Origin of the sequence: Polaribacter haliotis (assembly GCF_014784055.1) — a bacterium.
GTDB classification, from domain to species: Bacteria; Bacteroidota; Bacteroidia; order Flavobacteriales; family Flavobacteriaceae; genus Polaribacter; species Polaribacter haliotis.
Window position 1 is genome coordinate 1,051,856 of record NZ_CP061813.1, and the last position, 26,921, is coordinate 1,078,776.

The window sequence follows — 26,921 nt, forward strand, 5'->3', positions numbered from 1 at the left end:
AAGATATAATGGAAAGCGCGACCTTTTTAGGGAACGCCCATAAATTAGATAAGCTAAATATAATTTTTAAGCAAACTTAATAGACTTCGAAGGATTTATTTTGGTAATTATGTAAGAAGGAATTATCAGCATTAAAAAACACATAAATAAGGTTCCTAAATTTAATAAAATAATTGCTTTTAAAGAGATAAAAACTGGCATTACATTTACGTAATAAGTTTCTGGATTTAAAGTAATTAATTCGAAAAAATACTGAATTCCAATAATGGATAAACCAATTACATTCCCCCAGAAAAGTCCTTTTAAAATAAGATAAGAAGCGTTGTATAAAAACACTTTTCGAATGCCAGTATTTGTGCTTCCCAATGCTTTTAAAATTCCAATCATTTGTACACGTTCTAAAATTAAAACGAGTAAAGCTGTAATCATATTTATACCAGCAACAAAAATCATAATTATAATAATTACCCAAACATTATTATCGAATAATTTAATCCAATCGAAAACAGTTTGGTTCATATCTATTATGGTCTTGCTGTTTAAAGTGGAACCAATTTTGCTATAAATTTCGTCTCCTTTTTCTTGAATTTTATCGAAATTATCGAGTAAAACTTCAAAACCACCAACTTGATTTTCGGTCCATTTATTTAGTTTTTGTACTTCTCTGATGTCGCCAATCATCATATTTTTATCAAACTGAGCAAAGCCAGTGTTGTAAATTCCAGTAATTACATATTTTTTATTGGAAGGTAATTTACTTGTAGATGTTTTTAAAAATGTAGCGTTAATTGTGTCATTCAGTTTTAATTGCAATCGATTTACAACCGTTTTCGACAATAAAACATCTCTTGTTCTTGACTGATTAAAATCGGGCAACTTCCCTTCTATAACATATTCTTCGAAAAAAGTCCAATCGTAATCAGATGAAACACCTTTAAAAATAATGCCTTCGAAATCTGTTTTTGTTCGAAGAATTCCTGCTTTATTTGCAAATATTTGCACATTTTTTATTCCTTCTATATCTTTAAATTCCGGATAAAAATCTTGATGGATATCAATAGGAGTTGTAGAAACGTCAGAATTATTATTATCGTAGTTTAAGATTTGAACATGACCTTTAAAACCGGCGATTTTATCGCGAATTTTACCCTGAAAACCAGATGCGATTGCTACAGCAATTAACATAACCGCAATTCCTAATGAAATTGCAGTGATTGCAATTTTTATTATTGGCGATGAAATGCTATTTTTATACTTTTTGCCAGCGATAATGCGTTTTGCAATAAATAACTCGTAATTCAAATTGATGATAAAATTAATTCACCTCAAAAGTACATATTTATTCTTATTTCTATTGTTGAATTTTCAGCTGATTTCTTGTGCACAGAAAAAGGTTAAAGATTCAAAACTGGAAATTCAAAGTTCAAAAAATGAGACATTAGAAATTAAAACAGGCGCAGAACAAACCAATTTATACCTCGATTTACTAAAAGATAAAAAAGTTGGTATTGTAGCCAACCAGACTTCAGTTTTATCTGTTTTACAAAGAGCGGAAGTTGCACCAAATGTTATGGGTTCTAAAAAAGTAACGCATCATTTAGTAGATTATTTACATAATTATGGCGGAATTACAGTAACTAAAGTTTTTTCTCCAGAACATGGTTTTCGTGGAAAAGCAGATGCTGCAGAATTGATTAAAGATGGTGTTGATACCAAAACAGGTTTACCAATTATCTCTATTTATGGAAAAAGTAAAAAACCGTCTGCAAAACAATTAGAAGGAATTAATGTAATGGTTTTTGATATTCAAGATGTGGGAGCTCGTTTTTACACTTATATTTCTTCTTTGCATTATGTAATGGAAGCTTGTGCAGAAAACGGAATTCCGCTTATTATTTTAGACAGACCCAATCCAAATGCACATTATATAGATGGTCCTGTTTTAGAAATGGAACACACTAGTTTTGTTGGTAAACATCCTGTTCCTGTAGTTTATGGAATGACCATTGGCGAATATGGACAAATGATTAATGGAGAAAAATGGCTCAAAAACGGAATACAATGTGATTTAAAAGTAATTCCGAATAAAAATTATACGCATAATTCGAGATATTCTTTATCCATAAAACCTTCACCAAATTTACCAAATGATAAAAGTATAAATCTATACCCAAGTTTAGGTTTTTTCGAAGGAACAACAATTAATGCTGGTCGTGGAACAGAATTTCAATTTCAAAGATATGGAGCGCCATTTTTTAAGAAAACTGATTTTTCATACACTCCAAAAGCAAATGAAGGTGCAAAATATCCAAAGCACAAAGGAAAATTGTGTTATGGAGTAGATTTAAGTAAAACGCCTCAATTATCAAAAATTGACTTGTCTTTTTTAATGGATGCATATAAACAAACTCCAAAAACAGAAAAGTTCTTTGGAGAAACTTTTACAATTCACGCAGGAACAAAAAAACTGCAACAACAATTAGAACAAGGTTTATCAGAAAAAGAAATTAGAGCAAGTTGGGTTGATGGTTTGGAGAAATTTAAAATTGTTCGTGAGAAATATTTGATTTATGAATAGTTTTTGTCATTCCTACGAAGGCAGGAATCCATACTAACTTTATTAAATACTCAAAAATACAACTCTAAAAAGAAGTAATAGTTTAATTGAATTATTTAGTACTAATTATAGATTCCTGCCTTCGCAGGAATGACAAATAAAATAAATGAAAACTATCCACCAATATTACGTGTATCTTTTAGCTAGTAAAATTAGAGGAACTTTATACATTGGTGTTACAAACGATTTACAAAGAAGAGTTTACGAACATAAAATGGGAATCAAAAAAGGTTTTACACAAAAATATGGTGTAAATAGATTGGTTTATTTTGAAACTTATCAAAATATTGAAGAAGCAATTACCAGAGAAAACAACATGAAAAAATGGAAACGTGATTGGAAAATTAAACTAATTGAAGAAGAAAATATACAATGGCTCGATTTAGCAAAAGATTGGTATGATGATATTTTATGAGATTGAAATATATTAGCTCTGTCATTCCTGCGAAGGCAGGAATCTAAACTAAACTTCTAAAATATAAAAAACAAAACTCAAAAAAGCAGTAATTGTCTAAACTAATTATTAAGAGCTGATTAAGTTACTAATTATGGATTCCTGCCTACGCAGGAATGACAAATGGAATAAATATATTTTCCAAAATAAAAATTCACACTCACTTTCTTTTGTCTGTTTATACTTTGAAAATTATAATAACTTTACAATATGAATTTGACTTGTCATTCCTACGAAGGCAGAAATCTAAACTAATTTTTATAAATACTCAAAAACCGCATTTTTAAAGGAGGTAATTATTTAATTGAATCCTTAAGTGCTGTTAAATTTACCAATCATGGATTCCTGCCTACGCAGGAATGACAAAATTCTAAACTTCCTCAACACCAGTAGGTTTTCGATATCCTTGAAAAGGTTGTTTTAACAACTCTTTTAAAGAAGAATTTTTAACTTCATCAGGGAAAGTATCTACTCCATAGATAATTTTTTCTCTGTCTAATTCTAAATAGGTTCCAAAAATTCTATCCCAAATAGAAAAAATATTTCCATAATTAGAATCTGTATAAGGCAACATATTATGATGATGAACCTTATGCATATCTGGAGAAACAATAAAGTAACTCAAGAATTTATCTACTTTTGGAGACATTTTAATATTTGCATGGGTGAATTGTGTAAAAATCAACGACATAGATTGATATATAAACACAATTGCAATGGGAGTTCCAACTACAAAAACACCCAACAATGTAAACGCAAAACGAATAACACTTTCTATAGGATGATGTCTGTTTGCAGTGGTTGTATCTACTTTATGATCTGAATGATGCACCAAATGAACCATCCACAAAGGTTTTATTTTGTGCTCTGTGTAATGTGCTAAATACGCACCAAAGAAATCTAAAAATAAAACGCCTAAAACAACATACAACAACAAAGGCATTTCTGGTAACCAATTGATAATTCCGAAATTATTTGCTTGCACCCAATCTGCCGTTTTTAATAATAAAAAAGCTAATGCAAAATTTATGATGATCGTCGTTAATGTAAAAAACAAATTGGGAACTGCGTGTTTCCACTTCTTATAATCGAATTTGAATAATGGAATTGCTCCTTCTAATAACCAAAAAAAAGTAATTCCACCAACTAAAATAAGACTTCTGTGGGCAGTTGGTATGGTTTCAAAATAATTAAAAATAGTCTCCAAATTGTTTTATATTTTCTACTAAAATAGTAAAAATTGTTTAACCTATCATCCCTGCCTTTCGACTTCGCTCAAGACAAACTCTAGCAGGAATCCAAACTAACGCTTTTAAACATCTTGATGTTAATATTTAAAAGAAGAAGTTGTTTAATTCAGATTTACAAGTCAATTATAGATTCCTGCCTGCGCAGGAATGACAAATCACAAAGATTGGAAAAGTCCCCTTTGGGGATTTAGGGGCTATTAAGACCTTCGAACTTTCTTGTTCCCTTCTAAAGGCAAAACTTCCTTTAATTTCTCTACTATATTATAAGCAGCAGGACAAACAGCTGTATTTGCAATGGTTAAATCCGTAATTCCGATAAACTTTTTACGATTTGTATGCGGATATTCTGCACATGCTTTTGGTCTTACATTATATATAAAACAAGTATTATCAGATTCATCAAAAAATGAACATGGAGCTGTTTTTAACACCATAAAATCATCTTCATCTCTTTCTAAATACTGATCTTGAAAAGCTGCAACCTTCATTTTTAAAGACTTGGAAATTCTTTCTACATCTGTATCTGTAAAAATCGGACTGGTAGTTTTACAACAATTTCCACACGTTAAACAGTCTGTTTTTTCAAACTCTTTGTCGTGCAATTCTTGCATTAAATAGTCCAATCTTTTTGGCGTTCGTTTCTTTAATCTTGCAAAATATTTTTCGCTTTCTTTCTTTGCTTCTTGCGCTAATTTTGGTAGTTCTTGTAAACGTTTTTCCATCTCGCAAAATTACGAATTAATGATGACAATGGTTTGCTTTTTATGATGTTTAAAATGAATCCTTATCATTAGTTATAAGTATAGGATAATCTAAACTGAATCAATTAATATTATTTCATTAAGTAAGCTGAACTCACAAATATAAATTTAATCAAAATGAAAATTAGTAATGAATTTACAACTAAAAATAACCACCTAAATTTCTCCAAACAATCTTGACATTTCAGCTCCCAAAAAACAAATAAAATCCTTAATTTTGCAATTCAATTTTCGAAAGTAAATGAATATTCAAAACATAATAGAAGCCAAAGTAAAAGAAGGTTTTTTAGCATTATTTAACGTAGAAATTCCAACTGTGGAATTTCAAGCAACCAGAAAAGAATTTGAAGGAGATATTACAGTTGTAGTTTTTCCAATGTTGCGTTACAAAAAAGGAAACCCTGTACAAATAGGAGAAGATTTAGGTAAATATGTTGTTGAAAACGTTCCAGAAATAACTAATTACAATGTTGTAAAAGGTTTTTTAAACTTGGTAATTGACGATGCTTTTTACACAAATTTCTTCAATTCTATTTACACTGATACAAATTTTGGTTTTGTTTCGCCAAAAGCGAATGAAAAAGCAATGATGGTAGAATATTCTTCGCCAAACACCAACAAACCTTTACATTTAGGTCACGTTCGTAATAATTTATTAGGGTATTCTGTTGCTGAAATTATAAAAGCTTCTGGAAAAAAAGTTTACAAAACTCAAATTATTAACGATAGAGGAATTCATATTTGTAAGTCGATGTTGGCTTGGCAGAAATATGGTGAAGGAGAAACTCCAGAATCTACAGGTTTAAAAGGAGATAAATTAGTTGGGAATTATTATGTTCTTTTTGAAAAGAAATTAAAACAACAAGCTAAACCAATTTTTACTGATTATTTAAATAATAATTTTAATAATTACCCAACAGTTAAGGCTTCAAATATTAAAGTCATAAACAATTTAATTTCTAATAGTAATCAATTAAAAAATGATGAAATAGAAAAGATAAAAATAAATGAAATAAAATCAATAGATCCTATTTTTGCTTTATATACTGATGAAGCGATTAAAAATAAATCTGGTTTTAGAGAGATTATTAAAAATATTTTATCCGAATTAAGCGAAGATGAAAAGAAAAGTTTTAATAAAAGAATCAAGAAATTTGAGGAAATAATAAAACCTATTTCTGATTTAGAAATAAAAATTGATGAAGCTACTGCTAAAATCAATAAAATTTCTAAAGATAGAACTGAATTATTTGGTCAAGCACAAGAAATGCTTCGTAAATGGGAAGCTGGAGATGAAAAAGTAGTTGCTCTTTGGAAAGAAATGAACTCTTGGGTTTACAAAGGTTTTGATGCAACTTACAAAAATATGGGTGTCGATTTTGATACTTTATATTATGAAAGTAATACGTATTTATTAGGAAAAGATGTAGTTGCACAAGGTTTAGAAAAAGGTGTTTTTTATAAAAAAGAAGATGGTTCTGTTTGGTGCGATTTAACGGATGATGGTTTAGATGAAAAAATTGTGTTGCGTTCAGACGGAACAGCAGTTTATATGACACAAGATATTGGAACTGCGATTCAGCGTGTAAAAGATTTCCCAGATGTTGGTGGAATGGTTTATACAGTTGGTAATGAGCAGGATTATCATTTTCAAGTATTGTTTTTAATTTTGAAGAAATTAGGATTCGATTGGGCAAAACAACTGCATCATTTAAGTTACGGAATGGTAGATTTACCTTCTGGAAAAATGAAATCGAGAGAAGGAACTGTTGTAGATGCAGATGATTTAATGGTAGAAATGACTGCTACAGCCAAAGAAATTTCTGAAGAATTAGGAAAATTAGATGGTTATTCAGATGAAGAAAAAGCCGAATTATACGAAATTATTGGTTTAGGTGCTTTAAAATATTTTGTTCTAAAAGTAGATCCGAAAAAGAGAATTTTATTTGACCCTAAAAGCTCTGTAGATTTTCAAGGAAATACTGGGCCTTTTATTCAATATACGTATGCTCGAATTCAGTCTATTATTAGAAAAGCAGATTTTGATTATTCGAAACCAGTTTCGATTGAATTACACGAAAAAGAGAAAGAATTATTGAAACAATTAGAGTTGTTTCCTGAAACGATTCAGCAAGCGGCTACCAATTATTCACCAGCAATTATTGCAAATTACACATACGACTTGGTAAAGGAGTTTAATTCATTTTACCAAAATGTGCATATTTTAGGTGAAGATAATTTAGATAAGAAAGTATTTAGAGTTCAGTTATCTAAAAAAGTAGCAGATACTATAAAACAAGCATTTTCTTTATTGGGAATTCAAGTTCCAGAGAGAATGTAGAGGCCCATCCTAACCTTCCCCAAGGGAAGGAACTGTTGTGGAAGTTGGATGGTTATTTTTTGGTTATTGGATTGTAAATGTTAAATAAAGTTTTAGTAAATAATAAAAGTTAGTAAATTAGCACGCGTTAGGGATTGAAATGGCATCCTTTTTTTTGATGAAAATATTCAAAATTTCTGTTAAAGAAGAAATTAGTTTGAATAGATAAGATACTGAAACAAGTTCAATATAAAAAAAAGATATAATGGAAAGCCTGTTAAAACGCCCAAATCATTAAAACAAAAAAGAATGAAATACGACATCATTATTATCGGAAGTGGACCTGGAGGTTACGTAACTGGAATTAGAGCAAGTCAATTAGGCTTTAAAGTTGCGATTGTAGAAAAGGAATCTTTAGGTGGAATTTGCTTAAACTGGGGTTGTATCCCAACAAAAGCTTTGTTAAAATCGGCGCAAGTTTATGACTATTTAAAACATGTGGATCAATATGGTTTAAAAGCAGAAGCAATTGACAAAGATTTTGATGCTGTAATTAAGAGAAGTCGTGGTGTTGCTGAAGGAATGAGTAAAGGTGTTTCTTTTTTAATGAAGAAAAACAAAATCGATATTATTAACGGTTTTGGAAAAATAAAAACAGGTAAAAAAGTAGATGTTACTGCTGAAGATGGAAAAGTAACTGAATATTCTGCTGATAATATTATTATTGCAACTGGTGCTCGTTCTCGTGAATTGCCAAACTTGCCACAAGATGGTAAAAAAGTGATTGGTTACAGACAAGCAATGAGCTTAAAAAGTCAGCCAAAATCTATGATTGTTGTAGGTTCTGGTGCAATTGGTGTTGAGTTTGCACATTTTTATAATTCAATGGGAACTGATGTTACTATTGTAGAATTTATGCCAAATGTGGTGCCTGTAGAAGATATTGATATTTCTAAACAATTTGAAAAATCAATTAAAAAAGCAGGTATTAAAGTTATGACAAATTCTTCTGTAGAATCTGTAGATACTTCTGGTGAAGGTGTTGTTGCAACTGTAAAAACGAAAAAAGGAGAGGAAACTTTAACGGCTGACATTTTATTATCGGCAGTTGGAATTAAATCGAATATCGAAAATATTGGTTTAGAAGATGTTGGAATTATTACTGACAGAGACAAAATCTTGGTAAATGATTTTTATCAAACAAATATCCCTGGTTATTATGCCATTGGAGATGTGGTTCCTGGACAAGCTTTAGCACACGTTGCTTCTGCTGAAGGAATTACTTGTGTAGAGAAATTGGCTGGTTTACATACAGAAGCAATCGATTATGGAAACGTTCCTGGTTGTACGTATGCAACTCCAGAAATAGCGTCTGTTGGTATGACAGAAGCAAAAGCAAAAGAAGCTGGTTACGATTTAAAAGTTGGTAAATTCCCATTTTCTGCATCTGGTAAAGCCACTGCAGCTGGTACAACTGAAGGTTTTGTAAAAGTAATTTTTGATGCAAAATATGGCGAATGGTTAGGTTGCCACATGATTGGTGCTGGTGTTACAGATATGATTGCTGAAGCAGTTTTAGGACGTAAATTAGAAACAACAGGTCATGAAGTGTTAAAAACAATTCATCCTCACCCAACCATGAGTGAAGCTGTAATGGAAGCTGTTGCAGATGCTTATGATGAAGTGATTCATTTGTAAAAATTATATTATTCTTGATTTCCTAATATGATAAAGGGATTTCAACGACTAAATAGATACATTTATCGAAAACCGAAGTAATTTACTTCGGTTTTTTTGTATCTTTAAATTATTAAAATAACAATTAAAAAAAGAATTAAAATGAGAGCAAAATATCAAAACGTTTTAGATTTAGGTGAAGAATTAGCTATTAAAAATGGTGATGTAAAGGAAGAAAACGGAAAATTACATATTAGTGGAACAGCTAAAAATCAATATGAGAAAAACTTACTTTGGGATGAAATTAAAAAGTCTGGTGGAGAAAATCCTGCTGATTTAGTTGCAGATATTAAAGTTGAAGATACTTCTGTATTTGCAAATCATACTGTAAAAAGTGGAGATACTTTAGGTAAAATTGCAAAACAATATTATGGAAATGCTTCTAAATATACAGAGATATTTAAAGCGAATGGAAACATCCTAAAAAACCCTGATGTTATTCATCCTGGTCAAGAATTAGTGATTCCTAATTTATAGGAATTTACTTTTTAGCATATTTAAACCGAAGCAAATTGCTTCGGTTTTTTTTCATCTTTAAGTTATGAGAGAAAATAGAGTTAGAAGAATGAGCCCAAGTGTTGGCTATATAGGATTTGGTAACAAAACTGATGCTTTTTCTAAAAGTTCTAAAACTCCATTTTCTAAAATAAAACAAATTTATGGTGATGAATTAGAAAAAATAAACTCTGTAAGGAAAATTGGGAATTTGTCTTTTAATGAAATATCTAAACTTGAAAAAGAGAACATTCGTAAAAAAATAAAATCTGAAATTAGAAAATCAAGAATTAGAAACTTATTTTTATTTGGCGTTTCAATATTAGTGGTCTTCTTAATAATTTTACTAGCATTATATTGGTTTAATTAATACTTAATCATAGTTATTTACATCAATTATTTTTTTTTACTTTGGTAATCAACCAACTAACCAAATTATGAAAAATATTGAAATTCTATACCAATCTGAAAACAATCAAATAATTTCATATTTGAAACTTCGAAAATTCATTGGAATTATTGGGATTTTCTTACCTATTATTCTCCCTTTAGTTTTAATCATTTTTAAAAATGAAGATTTTATACAAGATTCAATTAGTGATTATTATGGGACGGAAGCAAGAGATTATTTTGTAGGTTTTATGTTTGCTTTAGGTTTATTTTTATTAACCTATAAAGGTTATAAATTTGGAAATGATAATCTATTTGCTAATTTAGGAGCAGTTTTTGCTTTAGGAGTAGCCCTTTTTCCAACAACTAGTGAATATTTATCAATTCGAATTATACACCTTTCTTCTGCGGGATTATTATTTGCTGTTTTTGCCTATTTCTGTTTGGTTATTTTTAAAAGAACTAAACCTGGAGGAAAACCAACAGATATGAAAAAAACAAGAAACAAATTTTATACTATTTGTTGAATTACCATTATTGTATTTATTCTTATTGCTGGCTTAAGTTCTAAATTTATTAGTGAAGAAACCCTAAATGAAACTAATATTATTTTTTGGTGTGAATTAGTTGCACTTTGGGCTTTTGGATTTTCTTGGTTAATTAAAGGTGAAACATTTTTAACAGATAAGAAAAATTAAACTTATTAGTTTATTAGAATTAAAAATTAGGTTAAAACAATCAAGTTAAAGACCTCTGCAACGCTTATTTTTGACGTTGAATTAATGGACGTGAAGTAAAATAATTATTTTTTAAGTAGTTGTAAGTCCTAAAAAAATTCGTTTAGGATTTTTTTTCATTTATTTTAAAATATTCGTGAAAAGTTATTTATACTTCAACAATCAATATAAAATATTATTAAAAACTAGTACAAAACGAAACACCTATTAAACACTTACTCAATTAATACTAGCTTTTAATTTTTTAAAAAATAAGCACAACTATTAGTGGAATAAAAAATTGTTTTTAGTTTTTTAACAAAACCTATAACATTAATATATGTTAATTTAAAATTAGATTTGTAATTTTACTAGCTCATAAAAATCTTATCATGAAATCAGCCAGAAATAACAAATTAACATATCGTTTTTTGTTGTTATTTACAATCGTATTAAGTGTATTTTACTCTTTTAAAGGGGTCACTAAAAAGAAGCGTATCACTACCAAAGAAGTTAATAAAATTAGAGCTAAAAAACTTCAAAAATATGCATTTCAAAGAAATGAATTAAACAAGGAAGACATGACGCTAATGCTCGGAAATGCAGAAATGGGCGGTAGAGCAAGGTTAGATGGTTTAGGTTTTGATAGAATTTGGTTCTCGGATTTTTGGAGGTCTAACGCAGCTCGTATGCCAATTTTTGGTCCGAAATTAAGTTTTAAAGGTGTAGAGAAAGATTATAAAAATTACAGTCAAAAACTCGAAATTAAAAACGGGTTGCTTTCTACCAATGTAGCACACACAAATGTCTCTTATAAAAGTGAACTATTTTTCTCCGCAGCAAATCGCGATATTTTAGTTATTCGCTTGTCTGATATTAAAGGATCTGGAAAAGACAATTTAACTTTACAACTTCCCGTAAACGATGTCGATGGAAAAGAAGGTGGTAGATGGGATGTTAGAGAATCTAACAAAGAAAACGTTTTTACGGTAGCACAAAAATCAGACAACTTGGTTTTAGGTACTTCTATAGATAGTATTATGTCTAATACAAAACTAATGTTTGCAAGCCATGGAAAGCCTCATAAACTAAATAAAATGGTATATGGTTTATGGTCTTCTGCATCTTTAAAACCAAGCAATAAAAAAGGTGAATTTATAGTTGATACAAAAAACAACGATGAAGTTTTACTCATCTTTACAGAATCTACCAATTGGAGTGGCGGACTTTTAGAAACCAATGTTTTAAACAGCTTAAAAGCGAACCATAACTTTAATCATTTACTAAAAGCAAATACAAATATTTGGAAAAACGAGTGGGAAAAATATGGTGTTTTAGATATTCCAGATATAAAACACGACCAATTATGGTATCGAAGTGTTTTTTGGTTGCAATGTACCTCTTCTAGTGAAAAGTTTTTACCTGGCGAATGCCAATTTGGGCACGAAGGTTGGAATATGCTACCATTTACATATGGTACTGCAGGTTGGAGTGTGCACGATTTTACCATGTTAGGGTCTCCCGAAAAAGCTGCAAGAATGCTTAATTGGCACTTTAAACCCGCTTCTTTTAATAGAAATGCAACATACTGGTTAAATTATGCTCAAAAAGAACGTGTAGCTACTAATAAAACTCAAAAACCACCATATGCTCAAAACCCGAACTCAAAAGATGCTTGGATGTTTGGTCATGAGTTAAGAACCTCAGGAGATGGTACTTTAACAACTTGGGGAAATCAAGCACATTTAGCTGGTTTTGGTTTAGAACTTTTTAGACGTTACTATAATTATTACCCTTCTGAAGATTTCTTATATGGTAAATTGTATCCTGTAGCTAAAGGAGTTGCAGAGTTTTGGTCCAATTTTTTAATTTGGGACGCACAAAAAAAAGAATACTATACTCCTAAAACTTGGGGTTCTTCTGAAGGTGGAAAACAAAACAACCCATTAGATGCTGTAATGGCTGCAAAAAAATGTTTAAGAGCTGCTGCTACATATGCGAAACAATTAAATATAGATGACAAATTGGTTGAAAAATGGAATTTTATAGAAAAAAACATCCATTATCCTGAAAATAAGGAAACTTATTTAGCCTATAAAGGACATGATGGTAATGTTCCTGAAAAAAGTATTGGTTACAATGGAATTCGTTATATGAATGCAGCCAATTTTGTGAATCAGGAATTGGTACAGGAATTAGATCAGAAAAAAGTAACTACACTTTTGGGTAAAATTTCTGCTTCTAATAGGTTCGGTACAGGATTTGCTGTTTTTCATTCCGCACAAACGGCTACTGCAGAGTGCCTTTTTAAACGTGGAGATAGCGCTCTTGGTTATTTAAACGGAATGATTCGCGCACTGGATAAATCTGGTACAGCAATGAGAGAATGTGAAGACAGACACATGCCTTATTTTTCTACCAATACAAACGCTTATATTTTAGTGCCTATTTTTATGCTAATGCAATCTACTAATAATAAAATTGAAGCGTTTCCTGCAGTACCTAGCACTTGGAAAGATGTTGCTTTTTATAATTTACCAGCAGAAAATGGTGTAAAAGTTTCTGGTAAAATGAAAAACGGGAAAATTAAATGGGTTTCACATACAAAAAACGGAAAAGAAATCTACAGAAAATAACCTTTTAATTCTTACAAAAAATAAAAAAATCGTTTAAATTTCTATTTAGACGATTTTTTTTTTAAGATTAAATCAAAGATTTTTGCAATCCTTTTTCGATATTTTTCCAAAAATAATTCCAGAAAGATTTTGTTTTATCTCTTTCTAATTTTTCTACTTTGGTTTTTACCATTCCGTGTTTAGAAGTGTCTTTTACGAATAAATTTGCCAACCAACTTAAAAACTTCTTTTTCTTCTTTTGTTCGTCTAAAATTTTAATACTAAAGTTTTTAAAATCAAGGTTTAATTTTCCGTTTGAAACAGAATTATTTCCTTCAAAATCGAAGAACATTTCATTTATATAACCATCCATTTTTACATTAAAAGCTGGTAAAATAAAGGAACTCATGTTTTTAGAATTTACGTTAAAGAGACTTCCTGAAATTCTAAAATCGTCGTTTTTGTTGTTGATATTAAACGTCCATTTTATTTTTAGTGGAGAACTGTCCATAAACTTGGTTTTAATATCTACAACCGTAAGTTTTTCTTTTTTTGATTCATTATTATTAATGTTTTTGATTTGTGCATTCAACTCATCAAAAACTAAAATACCTGGCTTGTGGTTTTTCTTTGTTTGTTCTTCGTAAATTAATTTCGAATTTTTAATATCTAAACTTTTTACATCAATATTAAAAGGTAAGTCACGTAAATTTTTACTGTATAAATACTTGATTTTTTTTGAAGATTCTAAAACAGCACCATTCAAATATAAATCGAAAAAAACATTATCTACCAAAATATGATTTACTGTAAAAGATAGACTTGGCTCCTCCTCTATTTTAAAATCAGAAACTTTAATTTGTTTTACAACAAGATCTAATAATTCTTTTTCATAATCTACATGATAAATATAACTTTTCCTTGATTTTAAAGGTACAATTTGCAAGCTATCTATAACAATATCATCATTTTCTAATTTAAATGTCTTAAATTTTATGGCTTGAACTTCAGAAGTTTTTTTGTAGAAATTGTCTATTTCAACAAAAATATTATCATAAGAAAAAGGAAGTTTTTTATTACCATCTTTTGATAAATCGAAATCTTTAATTTCTAAATTTATATTAGATATTTTTATGGGATGTAAATCTTCATCAATAACTGAAACATTCAATTTATTTAACGCGATGGATTTTATAAAAATCTCTTCTTTTTTATGTTGAACTGTATCTTTTTTAGAAGTCTTTTTTGATGCTTTTTTAAGTAACTTTCCTTCTATTGAAGAAGAACTCACTTCAACTTCTCCGATTGAAATTTTATCGTTCACCAAAAATGAATAATAAGAAAAATCGTTTACAGAAATCTCATCTGATTTTAGTTTTAAACTATCTTTAGAAAGTTCAATATTTTTTATATCTACATTTCCAAACAACACATTTACAGAAATATCACCAGAATATTCAAAACCTTTTTCAGCAATTTTTTGTTGAATAACTTTATCAATTTTATTCTTTGCATAAAAATTTAAACCAAATAAAATAATCGCTATAATTGATATTACAACTAAAAATTTCTTGTAAAATGACTTTGTTACTTGCATAAAAACTACAATTATTCTGCTCTTTAATTTAGAAAATGAAGATACAGAAATTAATAAACAATCATAATTTTGGGGACAAAAAAATAGTACTTTTACAAAAGTTTTAAATAAACATCATACCAATATTTTGATTACTCACAAAAAACAATTTTCTTTAGAAATACTAAAAGCACTTATAAAACTAATAATTGCAGGTGTTTTAATTGGTTTATTAAAACAATATGATGCAATTATTGCTGGAATTTTAATTCTAAAAATCATTCATAATATCTATAAAGAGGTTATAAAGCCTGAATCTAATAAAAATTGGTTGTTAGTGGTAGGAATGTTATTAACTGGTTTTGGTGGGATTGTTGGCGAAACTTGGGGTGTAACAAATGGTTATTGGGAATATCATGAAGTTACAAGAGAATTACCTTTATGGTTGCCTTTTGCATGGATGTTGGCTTTCCATTATTTATATAAATTAGAGCGAAACTTAATTCCTTTATTGAAAAATCAAAGTCATAAAAATAAAATTATTTTAGCAATTTTACTCGCATTAATTCTACCTGCTTTTGGAGAAGTAATTACTATTTATTTAGGAGTTTGGACATATTATTGGCCATATCAGCTTTTTGGAGTTCCCTTATATGCGTTTATTTGTTTGGTATTTGTGCATATGTTGGTCTATACTATTTTACATTTTGTTTGTAAAAAGTATAAAATTAATGATGTTGTTTTTAATTAGTTTTTAATAAACTTCCTTATTTCTTTTTTTCCATTTGATGTAATTACTGAAAGAATATAAACTCCTGAATTTAATTCAGAAACATCTATTTTTCTGATCTTTTGTTTTATTTTTCGTTGACCAAGAGTATTATAAATACAAATTTCTTTAATGTTTGCTGATGTTTTAATTTCAATAAAATTTGATGAAGGATTTGGAAAAACCTCTAATTTATCGTCTTTAAATTTTGTTTCGTTTATAGATAATGTAGTTGTATCAAATTTCATTACAGACGCTCTAAAATCAACATTATTAGCCTCACTAAAACCTAAGAATAAATTACCAGAATCATCGAAATGTAAACTTAAAACATTCGCAGAACCATTAGAAAATCCTACTTTACCTACAGTTTCCCAATCATTTTTAGAAAAACGCATTACTGTAGTTTTTCCTTCATTTGCTCCATCTTTAAAAGCAATATAAGGCGTATCATTTTTAGAAAATTTTATTTGGTTAAAAATTGCAGAACCAGATGTAACTATTTCAGAAGAACCAACATTCACCCAATTTGTTCCATCGAATTTTTTCACAATTCCTTTATTTCCATTTTCTTTATTGCTGTAAAAAATGTAAACTTCATTTTTAGAATTTATAGCAATAGAAGTGTATTGTGCTTCACCATCAATAAAACCTCCATCACCAACATACACCCAGTTTGTTCCATCGAATTTCATAACAGAAATTTTTGCACTTAAACTTCTATCTTGAAAAGCGATATAAGGTGTTTCATTTGTATCAACAGCAATCGTAGTAAATCTTACAATATTATTTGTAAAAGCAAAATTCCCTACAAATTCCCAAGCTCTTGCTGTGTTATTAAATTTTCTAACGGTTGCACGATTTCTATTGGGTTCGTCTGCATAAACCACATAAGGATTATTGCTCTTTTTAGAAACAACTAAATCCATATAATTTGTTCTTCCTGATGAAAAAACGCCACTTCCTCCACCTAAATCTCTCCATCTATCTGAATATCTTTTCCCATAACCTCTTACTGCTTCGTAAACAACAACTACATTATTATCATTATCTGTTTCAATATTTAATTCAGATTCACTTCCTGGACCAAAACCATTTTCTGGACCATAAGCAATCCAATCTGTTCCATTAAAAATTCTTGCTTTTGCTCTATTACTTTGTCTGTCTTCCTTTAAATAAACAATTGGTTTACCATCTTTAGTAACAGTCATATTAAATATGTTTGCATAGATTGCCCCAGAAAAGCGGTCATCTCCAACATATTCCCAGTTTTGAGAAAAAAGGCTGATTGTTGAAAAAAGTGTAATCGAAATAAATAATATTTTTTTCATGATAAATTGATTTAAACTTATCACAAAAATAATTGAGAATTAGACTCTTAGAAATACGTCATATGTCGTATTTTTAAAATCTCCAACAAACAATTCTAGTTACTTTATTTCCTTGACTTAATGGAATTACCTTAAATTCAGTTGCGCCTAATTTTTTGGATGACTTTTCTAAACTTTCTACGTTTTCCTTTTTAGAAACCAAACTTGTAAACCATTTACTTGAAGTTTTATACAAAGAGCTTTCATACAAATAATTATGTAAAAAAGCTTTTTCTCCTCCAACATACCATAATTCGTTGTTGTTTCCAGAGAAATTTCTGACAGCACTATTTCCTAAATTCCTATTCTTACGTTTATTTGCTCCTTGTGCTTCTTCTGCAGATTTGTAAAAAGGCGGATTACACATCGTTGCCGAAAACGAATCTCCTTCTTCTAAGATTCCTTTTAAAATATTATTTTCATCTTTTTGTTGGCGTAAAATAATATTTTGCTCTAGTTTATTATCATCTATAATATCTTGTGCTGTGTCCAAAGAATCTAAATCGATGTCTGTGGCAACAAAATTCCAATTGTATTCAGCAACTCCCAAAAGTGGATAAATACAGGTTGCTCCTGTTCCAATATCTAAAATTTTTATGTTTTCTTCGGAAGAAAGTAAATCTGCCAAATGATGAATATAATCTAATCGTCCAGGAATTGGCGGACATAAATTTTCATCAGGAAAATCCCAAACAGAAATTTTATCAAAAGAAAAAAGTAACCCTTTATTGAGTTCTTTTACTGCTTTTGGATTGGAAAAATCGATGGTTGTTGTACCATATTCGTTTTCGGAAACAAATTCTTTTATGGCTGGATTTACTTTGATTAATTCATCAAAATTATAACCTTTATTAAATTTATTTTTTGGGTGAAGTCCTTTGTCTTTCATTACATTTCAAGTATTGTAAATTCTAATTCTAAAGGTTTTAACCCTTCTTTTAAAGCCTTTATAAAAGCACTTCCATATTCTAAATAATATTCAGAAAAGTTACGTTGTCTTTCTTCTAAACTTTGGTTTGGTAAAATCTGGTTTTGAAGTTCTGTTATTCTTTCAACCAAATCGTTTTGTCTTCTTTTTTCCGCTGTTAATAAACGTTTCTCTAAATTCTTTAATCCTTTTATTTGTTTTACTTCTTGGGCTTTTACAGCTCCAATAAAAGAAACATCTGTCTTTTCTGCGACTTGTTTTAACTCGGCAAATTGCTCTTCTAAATAATTGATTTTGTCGCCAAAGCTAATTTTAATATCAGAATTTTCTACTACTTTTTTAGATAGTAATTTATGTTGATTCATAAATAACTCCTGATGAGAAATATCTAAATTATGTAACTTTTTTTGTTGCTTTTCAGATACAACTTGTACAGAATTTCGCAATAATAAAATGGGAAAAGGCACATTTACTTTTTCGAAATAGTTTTTCAGCTCAAACCAATAAGCCATTTCTCCTCCTCCTCCAATATAACATAAGTTTGGTAAAATAACTTCTTGGTATAAAGGTCGCATAATTACGTTTGGCGAAAATGCTAAAGGGTTTTCATCAACTTCTTTTAAAATTTCATCTTTCGAAAAAGTGATTTCTGTATTGTTTACTTTATAAACTCCATCTTCAAAAATAATTCGTTCACGAGAATTTTCACTCAAATAAAACAAATTGATTTCTCTCGGATTTACTTGTATTTTATATTCCTTTTCTAATTTAGTAATTGTTTTAGAAACTTCTTTAAAAGAAGTTTCATTGTCTAATTCGTCTTTTACAAACGGAATAAATAACTCTTTTAAATGTTTATCATCGCCATCAATAATTACCAAACCATATTCTTTAAACAATTCGTTGGCAATAAAACGTGTGGCATCTGCTAAATTAGTATGCTCTAAATATCCTTTTTTGAAAAGCTCTTTTAATTGTTCTGCATTTTTAGAATTCCCTAATTGATTAGAAAAAACTTCAAAAACAGTTTCTAATCCTTCCGTAGAAAATCTACCAACTGCACCACCATCTTTTCTGTTCCACAATACTTTTTTCCCTTCAAAATTAAAGTAATTAATTTCATCAAAATCATGGTCTTCTGTTGCCATCCAATAAATTGGAACAAAATTTTTATCAGTAAATTTTTCTGATAATTCTTCAGCTAAATTAATTGCAGAGATTATTTTATATAAGAAGTATAAAGGACCCGTAAATAAGTTTAATTGATGTCCTGTAGTTACTGTAAATGTATTTTGTTGTTTTAATAATGCTATATTCTCAGAAGTTTTTTCTGAAACATCAAATTTTTTGTATTGATTTCCCAAACCATTTACCAAAGTCAATCTAGATTGCAATCTGTAAGATTTCTCTTTTTCTTCAATTTGATTATGAAAACCAGTAATATCAGGGAAATTATTGTAAAACGGCTTTATAGCTTCTTTTTGCTCTAAATAATCGAGCATTGTTTTAGAGAAAAAACCAGTGTCTTTAAAAGGAATTTGTGTTAATTTCATTATATACTAACACTTTTATGGCAACAATCAATTTCTGATGTTAAGTTCATTTGGCACGTTTAATTTTTTATAAAAATACGAATATTTTATGCTTTGTCGGAACTTCATTTTCAATCTAACAAAGTTTTAACAAGTTAGAAAAAGAGTTTTAAAAATTAAAAAAAATAATCCTTACTTTTGGTTTTCTAATCCGTTATTTATATGAAAGTTAAAGCATTTTTACTTATTCTTATTCTTTTTACTGGGACACTATGTTCTCAAGCTCTTCAATCTCCATCTGAATTTTTAGGTTACGAAATTGGATCTCGTTTTACCAGACATCATAGAGTTGTAGACTATTTCCAATACGTTAGTAAAACTTTGTCCAACGTTAAAATGGAAAAATATGGAGAAACAAACGAACACAGACCTTTGTATTTGAGTTATATTTCTTCACAAGAAAACATTAATAATTTAGACCAAATTAGAAAAGACAATCTTTCTCAAACTGGAATTGTTTCAGGAAATGCTACTAATAAAAAAGCAATTGTTTGGTTGAGTTATAATGTTCATGGTAATGAAGCTTCAAGTACAGAAGCATCCATGTTAACACTTTACGAATTGGTTACCAACAAAAAAGCATGGTTAGAAAACACAATTGTAATTATAGATCCATGTATAAATCCTGATGGAAGAGACAGATATGTAAATTGGTACAATCAAGTAAAAAGTACGCCTTTTAACGTGGATCAAAACGCAAAAGAACATAGAGAACCTTGGCCAGGAGGAAGACCAAATCATTATTTATTCGATTTAAATAGAGATTGGGCTTGGATTACACAAGTGGAATCTGCGCAAAGAATTAAAATGTACAACAAATGGATGCCACATATTCATGTCGATTTTCACGAACAATACATTAACAATCCGTATTATTTTGCACCAGCTGCAGAACCTTTTCACGAAATAATTTCTGATTGGCAACGTGATTTTCAAACACAAATTGGTAAAAATCACGCAAAATATTTCGACAAAGAAGGTTGGTTGTATTTTACAAAAGAAAGTTTCGATTTGTTGTACCCAAGTTATGGAGACACCTACCCAACTTATATGGGAGCAATAGGAATGACCTATGAACAAGCAGGACATGGAATGGCTGGTTTGGGAATAAATACAGATGAAGGCGAAATTTTAACGCTAAAAGACAGAGCAATTCATCATATGACAACTGGTTTATCTACTGTTGAAATTTCCTCACAAAATGCAGAAAAATTAAATATCGAATTTAAAAAATTCTTTAATAATAACGATTTAAATTATAAAAGTTATGTTCTAAAAAACGATAACGAAGATAAAATAAATCGTCTAAAAACATTATTGGACAAACACGAAATTAAGTACGAAAATGCTAAAAAAGGTTCTGTAAAAGGGTATAATTACGGAAATCAAATAAATGAAAAATTTGATACTTCTACCAACGATTTGGTGATTCATACAAATCAACCAAAAGGTAAAATGGTAAAAGTTTTATTCGAGCCAAAAGCAAAAGTAGTAGATTCTTTAACCTACGATATTACGGCTTGGTCTTTGCCTTACGCACATGGAATTAATGCTATTGCATCTAATTCTATAGTAAATTCGTCTGTAAAAAACAGTAAAAATTTAATTAATAATAGTATTAATAAATCGGCCTATGCTTACATTTCTAAATGGAATAGTATCGATGATGCTACATTTTTAGCAGATTTATTAAAAAACAATATCGTTCCAAGATTTACACAAAAAACATTTTCTGCGGATGGGAAATCGTACAAAGAAGGAACATTAATCATTTTAAGAAACGATAATAGAGATGAAGAATTTGATTCCCAATTAATAAAAATTGCCGATAGAAATATGCGTCAATTAACGGCTGTTTCTACTGGCTTTTCTCAATCTGGAGTAGATTTTGGTTCGTCTTCTGTAAAACCAATCAACAAACAAAAAATTGCGGTTATTTCTGGTAAAGCAACATCATCTTTAAGTTTTGGAGAAATTTGGCACTTTTTTGAAACACAATTAAAATACCCAATCACAAACATAAATTCTGATAATTTTGGCTATACAGACATCTCTAAATACGACGTAATTGTTATGCCAAGTGGTTATTATAGTTCGGTTTTAAATAAATCTACTTTAGAAAAAGTAAAAAAATGGACACGTTCTGGAGGAACTTTAATTGCCATTGGAAATGCTATAAATAGTTTTGCAGATAAAGAAGGTTTCTCGTTAAAAAAGAAAAAAACAAATATTAAAAAAGATAGCAATAACCTTATTCCTTTTGCAGATAGAGAAAGAAAAGGCGTTGCAAATTTAATTACAGGAAGTGTTTTTAAAAGTACTTTAGACAACACACATCCTTTGGCTTTTGGGTATGGAAAAGAATATTTTTCGTTAAAATTAGGCGGAACTTCTTATGAGTATTTAAAGGACGGCTACAATGTTGGTTATTTCGATGAAAACACGAAAAATGTTTCTGGTTACGCTGGAAGTAAAGCTGTAAAAAACGTGCCAAAATCTTTATTTATTGGCGAGCAACCAATGGGAAGTGGAAGCGTAATTTATATGGTAGACAACCCTTTGTTTAGAGCTTTCTGGGAAAATGGAAAGTTATTTGTTGCAAATGCCGTTTTCTTATTGAATTCAGATAAATTGAAATAAAATTTTTATTTGGGCGTTTTAACGGGCTTTCCACTATATCTTTTTGCTAAAAAGCAAAAAGGATGTCGTTTCAATCCCTAACGCATATTGCTTATTTATAGGCTTAATGTAAGATTTAAAAAGTCTTAAAGTTCTAAAATATAAATACAAAAACAGCTCAAAAACTGAGCTGTTTTTTCAATAAAACACATAATAATAGAATCCCCCAATTCTAAAACTACACGTATTAATTATACTAAAACCCACTTCCTGGGGCTTCTGGACTTGCCGCTTGTGCTTTTTGTGGACTTAATATTAAATAAGTACCTAAAGTAGTTAGAGCAGCATACTTTCCGTATTTTCCTATCTCTTTTAAAGCTTCTTTTCTATCTATATTTTTTTTGTCTTTAATGCTCATAAAAATGATTCTTAATTTATTATTATTTTCTTGGTAGCTGATTTCTTTTCTGAAGTAACTTTTACAAGATAAACTCCTTTTGAAAAACTATTTAAATCGATAGGACTAAACTTATCTACAGACTGTTTTTGATTGAATAACATTTTTCCATTGATGTCAAATAAATCAATTTTAATTGATCCAGAATCTATTCCTTTTATTTGTAAGAAATTATTCTGGTTGTAAATCTTAATATCTGCTATATTAGTATCATTTACACTTAAAGCTTTTCTAGAAAAACGAATACTGAAGCGTCCAAAACCACTTGCATTTTTACTTAATGTTAAAGTGTGTTTTTCTGTTTCACTCAATTCATAAAAATTACTTGTCTCTTTATCTTCTAAAAAGACTTTTAAACCATCAGGCAAATTATTATTAAATGACGAAAAAGTAATTACTTCATTTTCTTTTCCTACAAGATTTAAAGCAATTATTTGATTCTCGTAATTATCTTTAGGTATCGACTGAATTGTGTAGAATTTATCTGAAGAATTATCTAATAGCCTCGTAGTTAAATCGAATTCTGAATAGCCAAAATTTACAATATCTTGATTTTCGTCAAATCCTATAGTTGCGTTTTCGGAAAAAATAACATCCGTATTTACTTTTAAGTTCCCTTTTGAAACATATATTTTTATAAAAGGTGTTGTATTAGAACTTTTATTAAAAGTATTATCTCCTGTAAAAGAAGTTTTTGTTCCTCGTTTTTCATTATTAAATGTAACCATTTCATCTGTTCCTGTAGCTTTCATTTTTATAAAAAATCCTTGTCCAGGAGCCAGTATTTTAGTAATTAAGGTAGATGGTAAATTTGTATATGTTACATATTTATTTTGGCTGTCTTGCCAAACACGTATAGTACCATCTGCGAGTTTAGCATCATTTTCTTGTATAAAGTTTCCAGAACCAACTTTATTTGCGGGATAATATGCTGTAAAAGGATTACCAACTGCAACCCATTTATCATGTGCTGCATCTACATTAAAAGAACTTGTTTGTAGTGTTCCTGTAAAAGAAACTGGACCATTCATATCTCTAGATATTGTATACCCAATACCTTTTTCAAATACTACTGCAGCATCAACATTTTCATCGAAATATTCCCATTTAGTTTCAGCTATTACATTAGCATCATTGTACTTACCAATTGCGTATTTTACAGGTGAAGTTCCTTTTGTTCTGATTTCATTACCTGCGTTTGTAGCAAAACTTTTTACTGTTTGACCAATAACTGGAGATGATATTAAGTTCCATTTTTCTGCCATTGGAATTCCAGATAAAATACCACCTCTTGCGTAAGTTACTTTACCTGTACTAGTTCCTTTTACTATTAATACACCACTTTCACCTGTATCTGAATATATGTTTGTAACACTGTTAGCGGAAGTTGAATCAAAATTCTCTTCAATAGTTAAATCTGCATTTTTTTCAATATATAAAAGACCAGTATCTGCAATTTCTATAGACTTTGCAACTGCACCATTAGAATCTATATACACTTCTTCAGCTGCTTTTATAAAAACATCATCTGTTATTGTAGGCAAAGTTTCTCCTTCCCAACTAGAAGTATCTGACCAAAAAACATTTGCAGGAATAGTATTATCAAAATATTTTTGATCATTATATACCCACATTCCTCTACCAAAAGTACCAATATAAACGTTTCCGTTATTTTTACTCACTTTAATGTCTGTAACAATAACGTTTGGTAAACCTGTTCCTAATTTGGTCCAATTTGTTGAAGTTGGTGTTGTTGTATCATCTGTAAAATACAATCCTAATTCTGTTGCAACATAAATTGTTTCATTACTTTTATTTGGATCTAAAATTATTTTTTTCATGATAATATTTGGCATATTACCACTAATGTTAGTCCAAGTATTTCCATTATCTATACTTTTATATATTTTTTTTGCATCTGTATAACTAGATACTGTTGCGTAAACTACATCTGTATTTGGTACTGCATAAACGCTATTAAAAGTTAACCCTAGTTCAACTGGCATTGCTGAAGGGTTTGCATCTATATTAGTAATGGTTGTCCAATTTGCACCATCATCAATACTTCTTCTTAATGTAATATTACCACCTAGTTCACCTATTGCAAATATTCTAACTGAAGAACTGTTTAAAGAAACATCTAAGAAAGAAGTTTGTGTTAAACTAGAACTAAGTGCTGTAAAACTATTAGGATCCATCGGATATTCTTCAAGATCAGTAGTACCTCCTTTATTTGTTGTTTTTTTTACGTCTCCATGACCTACATAAACTATATTAGGATCTGTTGGATGCAAAGCTATTGGAGAAATAAATGCTGCGTTTGTTTTGTCTTCTTTAAGAATTTTTATAGCAGAAGCATAACCACTTGCATAACCATCATCAGTTCTACTTAACTGACCACTTGTACCTCCTAAATATCTAATCTCAGGGTCATTAATATCTATTGCAGTTCCAGTTCCATCTCCTGCTACTGCAGCAACCCATTGTCTAGTACCATCTTTTTCTATTTTAGAAAAACCATCATTGTCTTGGTTTGCCATCATATAATCATCACCATTTAAACCTTGTGTAATAGCAATATTATAAACTTGCGTAATAATTAAACCACTAGATTTATCTGGAAAATCTGCATCTGAATTTGGTACAGCAAGTCCCATTCTAAGACCTGCATCATTTCCGTTAATAACATGATTATCATCTGTATATAATAAAAAGTGATGGTCTGCATGTACGTGAATTTGACCTGCAGAAAAAGGAGGGTTATCATAGGCATTTAAAGCATTAGAAAAAGTAAGTCCATTATCATTAGACCTCCAACCTTGTACACCACCCACCATTAAATTATTTGCATTTGTTGAAGAAACTGCTATACATTGTATATATCCATCTTGAGAATTAAAGCCTACTATAGTTTTAGAAGCATCTAAATCTACTGAAGTATCAGTAAATGCAAAACGATATTTTTCAAAAATACCAGCTTGATTTATTCCATAAAAGTAATCATTATCTGCAGGTGTAGCTGTAATTCTTAAAATTGCTTGATTATTTCCTCCTGGGAAAGCAGGATGGACTTTAAAGTTATCTCCACCATTTGTCGAATAATATAAACCACCAAAAAAATCTGAAACCACTACTTTATTTCCGTCATTAGGATCAAAAACTATTGATTGAAATTTGGCACTATAAGTAAAACCACCATAGTCAACTGCCATATTACTCCAATTAGCCCCACTATCTGTAGATCTTCTTATTTGATCATTTGTTAGAGCGAATATTGTTGATGGATTTATTGTTCCATTAGGATTTCGTCCAAATGCAATGTCTCTGATATATTCATTATCAGACAAAGAAAAAGAAAACTTTGATGCTACATCTGTTTCTTCTAATAATGTCCAAGTTTCACCAGCATCTGTCGATTTAAATAAACCAATAGAACTAATGTAAGAACTATCTCTATCTCCAGTAGCCATATAAAGAGTACTTGTAGTGGTTGGATCTATTAAAATATCGGTAACACCCATACCAGCAAGATCATCCGTTTTTGGTGTCCAACTTGTTCCTCCATTTATAGTTTTCCATAAACCACCAGAAGGAGTTCCTACATACATGATATTAGAATTATTTGGATCTACAGCAACAACATCTACTCTACCAGGACCTGGGTAATCTAAATTACCATTTTTGTTTACAATTGCAGTTGGTCCTATTTGTACCCAAGGTTTTGTTGTAGATGCACTTGTACTTTTAGCTTGTGCATTAGATTTACTTAAAAGAACATTTAAATATTCTTCTTTATTAACTTGGTTTTTCGGAAAAGTTCCATCTGGGTTAACCCTGTCTTTCCAAATATATACCCAACGTTCAAATTGCTTTCTATATTTTTTTTCTAATCGAGACGCTGCTTTATTTGTTGATTTTTTTTTATTAGAAAACTGTTTCCTAGTTTTCTTTACAATTTCAAAGAAATTGCTATTCTCTTTTGATGCTTCGTTTTTATAATCTAATGTTTGTCCATTTATTTGGAAACAAAAAAATAAAATTAAGCAAAAACTAAATTTGTGTATTGTTTTTTTCATTTTAATCAGAAAATTAATTGTTATTACAAATATCTGCTAAAAGCAGTTATTATTTATTAAAAAAAATAAAACAGAGTTAGAATTAACTACGCATTTACTACTCAAAGCTTAAAAACAAGTGTTTTTAAACGGTTTTACTTCTTTTGTAAAAGTTTTTATAAAACTAAAATATCTCAAAA

The 26,921-nt window shown here is 29.6% G+C and carries 19 protein-coding genes and 1 pseudogene; 11 read left to right on the forward strand and 9 right to left on the reverse strand.

All coding sequences use genetic code 11. The annotated features are described in order from the left end of the window. Positions 1–66: 66 nt before the first annotated feature. Positions 67–1,302 carry an ABC transporter permease gene (locus H9I45_RS04445; RefSeq protein ID WP_088352865.1) on the reverse strand — a complete coding sequence of 412 codons (1,236 nt, stop codon included), beginning with the start codon at positions 1,300–1,302 and terminating at the stop codon, positions 67–69. Between the two features lie 4 nt (positions 1,303–1,306). Between H9I45_RS04445 and H9I45_RS04450 the strand changes: the two genes are divergently transcribed. Beyond that, the gene (locus H9I45_RS04450; protein ID WP_088352866.1) at positions 1,307–2,578 is read left to right on the forward strand and encodes an exo-beta-N-acetylmuramidase NamZ family protein; all 1,272 of its coding nucleotides are present in this window, start codon (positions 1,307–1,309) and stop codon (positions 2,576–2,578) included. A 145-nt stretch (positions 2,579–2,723) separates the two neighbouring features. Beyond that, positions 2,724–3,032: a GIY-YIG nuclease family protein gene (locus H9I45_RS04455; protein WP_088352867.1), complete on the forward strand. Its 309-nt coding sequence runs from the start codon at positions 2,724–2,726 to the stop codon at positions 3,030–3,032. Between the two features lie 409 nt (positions 3,033–3,441). On the opposite strand, the gene H9I45_RS04460 is transcribed toward H9I45_RS04455, so the two are convergent. After that, entirely contained in the window at positions 3,442–4,278 is an 837-nt protein-coding gene (locus H9I45_RS04460; RefSeq protein ID WP_088352868.1) for a sterol desaturase family protein, read from the reverse strand. A gap of 240 nt (positions 4,279–4,518) precedes the next feature. After that, positions 4,519–5,043, reverse strand: coding sequence for a YkgJ family cysteine cluster protein (locus H9I45_RS04465; protein ID WP_088352869.1), 525 nt, complete (start codon positions 5,041–5,043; stop codon positions 4,519–4,521). A gap of 280 nt (positions 5,044–5,323) precedes the next feature. Between H9I45_RS04465 and argS (H9I45_RS16465) the strand changes: the two are divergent. From argS (H9I45_RS16465) to H9I45_RS04495, 7 genes and pseudogenes are all read left to right on the forward strand, one after another. Further along, positions 5,324–5,947: pseudogene (gene argS / locus H9I45_RS16465) on the forward strand (arginine--tRNA ligase domain-containing protein); the annotation flags it as partial. A 360-nt stretch (positions 5,948–6,307) separates the two neighbouring features. Continuing rightward, the gene (argS, locus tag H9I45_RS16470) at positions 6,308–7,423 is read left to right on the forward strand and encodes an arginine--tRNA ligase (RefSeq protein ID WP_437440139.1); all 1,116 of its coding nucleotides are present in this window, start codon (positions 6,308–6,310) and stop codon (positions 7,421–7,423) included. A 288-nt stretch (positions 7,424–7,711) separates the two neighbouring features. Next, the gene (gene lpdA / locus H9I45_RS04475) at positions 7,712–9,100 is read left to right on the forward strand and encodes a dihydrolipoyl dehydrogenase (RefSeq protein ID WP_088352871.1); all 1,389 of its coding nucleotides are present in this window, start codon (positions 7,712–7,714) and stop codon (positions 9,098–9,100) included. A 141-nt stretch (positions 9,101–9,241) separates the two neighbouring features. Further along, a complete protein-coding gene (locus H9I45_RS04480; protein WP_176397523.1) occupies positions 9,242–9,616 on the forward strand; it encodes a LysM peptidoglycan-binding domain-containing protein in 375 nt (124 codons plus the stop codon). Between the two features lie 64 nt (positions 9,617–9,680). Continuing rightward, entirely contained in the window at positions 9,681–10,004 is a 324-nt protein-coding gene (locus H9I45_RS04485) for a hypothetical protein (protein WP_088352873.1), read from the forward strand. 67 nt (positions 10,005–10,071) lie between these two features. Then, entirely contained in the window at positions 10,072–10,551 is a 480-nt protein-coding gene (locus tag H9I45_RS04490; RefSeq protein ID WP_088352874.1) for a hypothetical protein, read from the forward strand. Between the two features lie 581 nt (positions 10,552–11,132). Further along, positions 11,133–13,376 (forward strand): glycosyl hydrolase family 95 catalytic domain-containing protein, encoded by a 2,244-nt coding sequence (locus tag H9I45_RS04495; RefSeq protein ID WP_088352875.1) that lies wholly within the window; start codon positions 11,133–11,135, stop codon positions 13,374–13,376. A gap of 67 nt (positions 13,377–13,443) precedes the next feature. Here H9I45_RS04495 and H9I45_RS04500 read toward each other — a convergent pair whose 3' ends face one another. Beyond that, complete coding sequence (locus H9I45_RS04500) at positions 13,444–14,952, reverse strand: hypothetical protein (protein ID WP_088352876.1); 1,509 nt, start codon at positions 14,950–14,952, stop codon at positions 13,444–13,446. A 127-nt stretch (positions 14,953–15,079) separates the two neighbouring features. On the opposite strand from H9I45_RS04500, the gene H9I45_RS04505 reads away from it, so the two are divergent. Beyond that, a complete protein-coding gene (locus H9I45_RS04505; RefSeq protein WP_088352877.1) occupies positions 15,080–15,682 on the forward strand; it encodes a hypothetical protein in 603 nt (200 codons plus the stop codon). Here the strand turns inward: H9I45_RS04505 and H9I45_RS04510 are convergent. From H9I45_RS04510 to bshC, 3 genes are all read right to left on the reverse strand, one after another. Further along, positions 15,679–17,031: a T9SS type A sorting domain-containing protein gene (locus H9I45_RS04510; RefSeq protein WP_088352878.1), complete on the reverse strand. Its 1,353-nt coding sequence runs from the start codon at positions 17,029–17,031 to the stop codon at positions 15,679–15,681. The genes H9I45_RS04505 and H9I45_RS04510 overlap by 4 nt on opposite strands. A 73-nt stretch (positions 17,032–17,104) precedes the next feature. After that, positions 17,105–17,959 carry a 23S rRNA (adenine(1618)-N(6))-methyltransferase RlmF gene (rlmF, locus tag H9I45_RS04515; RefSeq protein WP_088352879.1) on the reverse strand — a complete coding sequence of 285 codons (855 nt, stop codon included), beginning with the start codon at positions 17,957–17,959 and terminating at the stop codon, positions 17,105–17,107. Continuing rightward, a complete protein-coding gene (gene bshC, locus H9I45_RS04520) occupies positions 17,959–19,551 on the reverse strand; it encodes a bacillithiol biosynthesis cysteine-adding enzyme BshC (protein WP_088352880.1) in 1,593 nt (530 codons plus the stop codon). The genes rlmF and bshC overlap by 1 nt, the downstream gene beginning before the upstream one ends. A 201-nt stretch (positions 19,552–19,752) precedes the next feature. Here bshC and H9I45_RS04525 point away from each other — a divergent pair, with 201 nt between their 5' ends. Beyond that, the gene (locus H9I45_RS04525; RefSeq protein WP_088352881.1) at positions 19,753–22,230 is read left to right on the forward strand and encodes a M14 family metallopeptidase; all 2,478 of its coding nucleotides are present in this window, start codon (positions 19,753–19,755) and stop codon (positions 22,228–22,230) included. A 235-nt stretch (positions 22,231–22,465) separates the two neighbouring features. Here the strand turns inward: H9I45_RS04525 and H9I45_RS04530 are convergent, their stop codons facing one another. Both H9I45_RS04530 and H9I45_RS04535 read right to left on the reverse strand, forming a co-directional pair. Continuing rightward, complete coding sequence (locus tag H9I45_RS04530) at positions 22,466–22,627, reverse strand: hypothetical protein (protein WP_176397524.1); 162 nt, start codon at positions 22,625–22,627, stop codon at positions 22,466–22,468. A gap of 11 nt (positions 22,628–22,638) precedes the next feature. Beyond that, positions 22,639–26,742, reverse strand: a complete 4,104-nt coding sequence (locus H9I45_RS04535) for a DUF8693 domain-containing protein (RefSeq protein WP_088352882.1) — start codon at positions 26,740–26,742, stop codon at positions 22,639–22,641. Positions 26,743–26,921 lie beyond the last annotated feature (179 nt).

Coding starts and splice junctions, on each gene's coding strand:
- rlmF (WP_088352879.1), bottom strand. CDS start 17,959: ATGAAAGACAAAGGACTTCACCCAAAAAATAAATTTAATAAAGGTTAT.
- H9I45_RS04465 (WP_088352869.1), bottom strand. CDS start 5,043: ATGGAAAAACGTTTACAAGAACTACCAAAATTAGCGCAAGAAGCAAAG.
- H9I45_RS04495 (WP_088352875.1), top strand. CDS start 11,133: ATGAAATCAGCCAGAAATAACAAATTAACATATCGTTTTTTGTTGTTA.
- bshC (WP_088352880.1), bottom strand. CDS start 19,551: ATGAAATTAACACAAATTCCTTTTAAAGACACTGGTTTTTTCTCTAAA.
- H9I45_RS04480 (WP_176397523.1), top strand. CDS start 9,242: ATGAGAGCAAAATATCAAAACGTTTTAGATTTAGGTGAAGAATTAGCT.
- H9I45_RS04490 (WP_088352874.1), top strand. CDS start 10,072: ATGAAAAATATTGAAATTCTATACCAATCTGAAAACAATCAAATAATT.
- H9I45_RS04450 (WP_088352866.1), top strand. CDS start 1,307: ATGATAAAATTAATTCACCTCAAAAGTACATATTTATTCTTATTTCTA.
- H9I45_RS04485 (WP_088352873.1), top strand. CDS start 9,681: ATGAGAGAAAATAGAGTTAGAAGAATGAGCCCAAGTGTTGGCTATATA.
- H9I45_RS04500 (WP_088352876.1), bottom strand. CDS start 14,952: ATGCAAGTAACAAAGTCATTTTACAAGAAATTTTTAGTTGTAATATCA.
- H9I45_RS04455 (WP_088352867.1), top strand. CDS start 2,724: ATGAAAACTATCCACCAATATTACGTGTATCTTTTAGCTAGTAAAATT.
- lpdA (WP_088352871.1), top strand. CDS start 7,712: ATGAAATACGACATCATTATTATCGGAAGTGGACCTGGAGGTTACGTA.
- H9I45_RS04530 (WP_176397524.1), bottom strand. CDS start 22,627: ATGAGCATTAAAGACAAAAAAAATATAGATAGAAAAGAAGCTTTAAAA.
- H9I45_RS04535 (WP_088352882.1), bottom strand. CDS start 26,742: ATGAAAAAAACAATACACAAATTTAGTTTTTGCTTAATTTTATTTTTT.
- H9I45_RS04525 (WP_088352881.1), top strand. CDS start 19,753: ATGAAAGTTAAAGCATTTTTACTTATTCTTATTCTTTTTACTGGGACA.
- H9I45_RS04510 (WP_088352878.1), bottom strand. CDS start 17,031: ATGAAAAAAATATTATTTATTTCGATTACACTTTTTTCAACAATCAGC.